A 2,918-nucleotide genomic window follows, 5' to 3' on the forward strand; every position below is an offset into this window, starting at 1 on the left:
CCGCGCGCGAAAGGGAATCCACGCCTCCGAAAGGGACTATTCCGCGCGCGAAAGGGAATCTCCTAATATTTGTGATAAAAAAGAGGAATCACGTTATCATAACGTAATTCCTACTTTAGTTTAACGATAGATTTTCATTAAGTCTGAACGAATCCATACTTTTTTCGTTGAGCTTGGTTGGTAAACTTGGTACCAAATTGCTTTTTTAGAGTCTTTTTTTGTAACGGGTTTGCTTGAAGATGTTACAAGTTTTAACGCTGTATTTTTCTTTGCTGTTGTTACTTTAGAATAGTTTGCACCTGCATTTGAATGAAGTGTCGCATCGACTGTTGTAAATGCTAAGTTCATTGTTGTAATCTGATCGCTGCGCACCCATGCTTGTTTATTTTGGTAACTAATTCTGTACCAGCGCGACTGAGCATTTTTTGTATTTTTAAAGTCTTTTACATCTGTATGATATGCTTTTAACGTAATTTTTTTGCCTTTTGCATAACTTCCCACGCGTGGTGCATATACATATGGAATTGAATAAACTGATGCACCTGAAGAATTAATTGTTGTCGAAATACTTGAAGGTAAAGCTACAAATGCACTTGGTTGTGGTTTCGTCGATGGAATCTCACTGCCAAAATCTTGTGCAATCGATACTTTTTTCGTCGATGCTTTTACACCTTTATAATATGAGCTATTATACGGTTTAATCTGTTGCATGATATTTGCTATTTTTTCGCCCCATGATGGATCCGTAGCGTATTTTACATTCATCGCTAATACATTTTTACCATAATAATAAGGACCACTAACTGTTAAATAATTATTCACAATGCGTGAAGCATACAATTTTAAACCATCTTCACCTTTAGGGAAATATTTTGAACATGTAATCGGACAAGAGTCATAGGCTTGGTAGCCGAATAGGTTGTTTTTATACTGTGAAATCGTCGATCCGCCCCAACCTGTTTCGAGTGCCGCATGTGCAAACATAAATTGCGCACTCACACCTGTACTACTTTGAGCTTTAATAAACTCTGGCGCTAATTTGTATAGAATATTATCAGGTGTACGCCCTTTTGATAAAATAAGTGCCTGTAAATCTTTCGCTGTAACATTCGAAGGTTTGCGTAAATCGACACCTACAAAGCCGTTCGTTGTTAATAAATCGGAACGAATCCAGCGCAATTTAGTCGTTCCTTCAATCTTCCCTTTATACCAATAAGTCGTGCCCACTTTTTCATAACGCTCTGCCGTAAATGATAAACCGCGACGAATTTCTAAATTGTATGATCGATTACTCGATGTTGTCGCAGGCATTGTATAGGCATTATTTCGCCCTAATAAATACATCGTTTGTTTCTTTTTTGAAAGGAGTGTGCGATTGTTGATTTTTAATACTTTTCCATCAATCCACCCCATCGATGTTGCACCTTTTTCAAGGCGATAATACGTTGTTCCATCTGCTTTTTTCGATTCGCGAACATAGTATGTACGTTTTAAATCCGTACTTTTCACTGCTGTCGCTTTTGCTTTTTTAGAGGGTGCTTTGTAAAATTTCGCTTTCGTCGTTTTGATTTCAGCTACCTTATATTCACTCGCCGCCTGACTTTGTATACTCGTAAACGAAAACACACATAGTAAACTCAGTACCCCCGCAATCATCCATTTCCACTTCAAATTTAAACACACCTTTCTTTTATCCTAGTTATACCTTCGTCCAATTACCTTATATTTATACAAATAATTGGATTTCTTAATATAATTGAAATATTTATATACTATTTCCTTCCTTTTGAAATAGAAATAAACGTATATGACAAAGTTGTTATAGAGTTGTGATGTGTGTAATGTTTCTATTTTTGTATTTTCTTCCATTCTCGATAAAACGTACTTTTAGAAACATCTTTCATAAATTTTTGTAAGTCTTGTTTTAGCATATCTTGATGAAAATAACTCAAATATTCATCTAATTCTTCTTTAATTATTCGCTGACCTGTATAAGTGCAATTGGAACAGTTCCATTTCCTCCGACTTTTTTTCAGCATTTTCGAATGACATTTTGGACAGAGAAAGTCACTATTCAAGTGATACAATTTAAAATTATAATATTCTCCTAAAGTATTTATCCGATAATCAATCGCTTTTTCTTTTATTCTGTTAATAAATTTTTGTACATCCGTATTTTCAATATTCTCCTGATGTTGCTTATAAATAAACTGCTCAATTTCATCTAAATCTAAAATATGTGTCATGGTATTATCACTATTTACAATACTTGAGAGCGTAGGAAAAACTACTGCTCCATATATTGGAATATTATATTGATGACTATAATTCCATATTTCTAATTGTTTAATATATTTTTGAATTTGAGTTTCGGGACTTCTAAATTTCTGATCAGGTTGTCCTTTTATTTTTCGAATCAGTTGTTGTGGATTCTGTGTAAAATAAATATGTCCCGAAATATTTTTCACTTCTAAAATGATGATGCAACTCGATGTCACAACAAGAAAATCCATTTGAAATAGCCCATTTTGATAGAGCGTGATATCGTGAAAAACATGAATATCTATTGCGTTTTTATAAGTATTTAAGCGTTTTGCAACAATTTCTTCTCCAAAGTCTCCAGCTTCAATCTTCGCTATATCTTGTTGAATACGTACTTTTATTTCATCCAAATGTAAACGTGCATAAAGCCTTTTTAAAATGTGCATTTTAGGACTAGAACGAAATTCTTTTTGGATCATTTCAAAATTCTCCTTTTTTATTCACTATACACTATGCATATTTTAGGGATTTTTGTTTATACTTCTTATTTTAAAAAAGGCGTGTTTTTTTATTCAATTATTAGATTATAGGTTTGAAAATTTGTTCATTATAAAAAGATACGAGTTTTCCTTTTCAAAAGTTGGGATTCCCTTTCG

General features: G+C 33.4%; 2 protein-coding genes. Both read right to left on the reverse strand.

Annotation, left to right across the window (positions count from 1 at the left end; all coding sequences use genetic code 11):
- Window positions 1–120 precede the first annotated feature (120 nt).
- The gene (locus KGI01_RS13530; RefSeq protein WP_141275115.1) at window positions 121–1,671 is read right to left on the reverse strand and encodes a glucosaminidase domain-containing protein; all 1,551 of its coding nucleotides are present in this window, start codon (window positions 1,669–1,671) and stop codon (window positions 121–123) included.
- Between the two features lie 176 nt (window positions 1,672–1,847).
- Window positions 1,848–2,741: an NERD domain-containing protein gene (locus tag KGI01_RS13535; RefSeq protein ID WP_141275116.1), complete on the reverse strand. Its 894-nt coding sequence runs from the start codon at window positions 2,739–2,741 to the stop codon at window positions 1,848–1,850.
- Window positions 2,742–2,918: the final 177 nt, after the last annotated feature.

This window comes from Kurthia gibsonii (genome assembly GCF_006539985.1).
Lineage (GTDB): Bacteria > Bacillota > Bacilli > Bacillales_A > Planococcaceae > Kurthia > Kurthia gibsonii.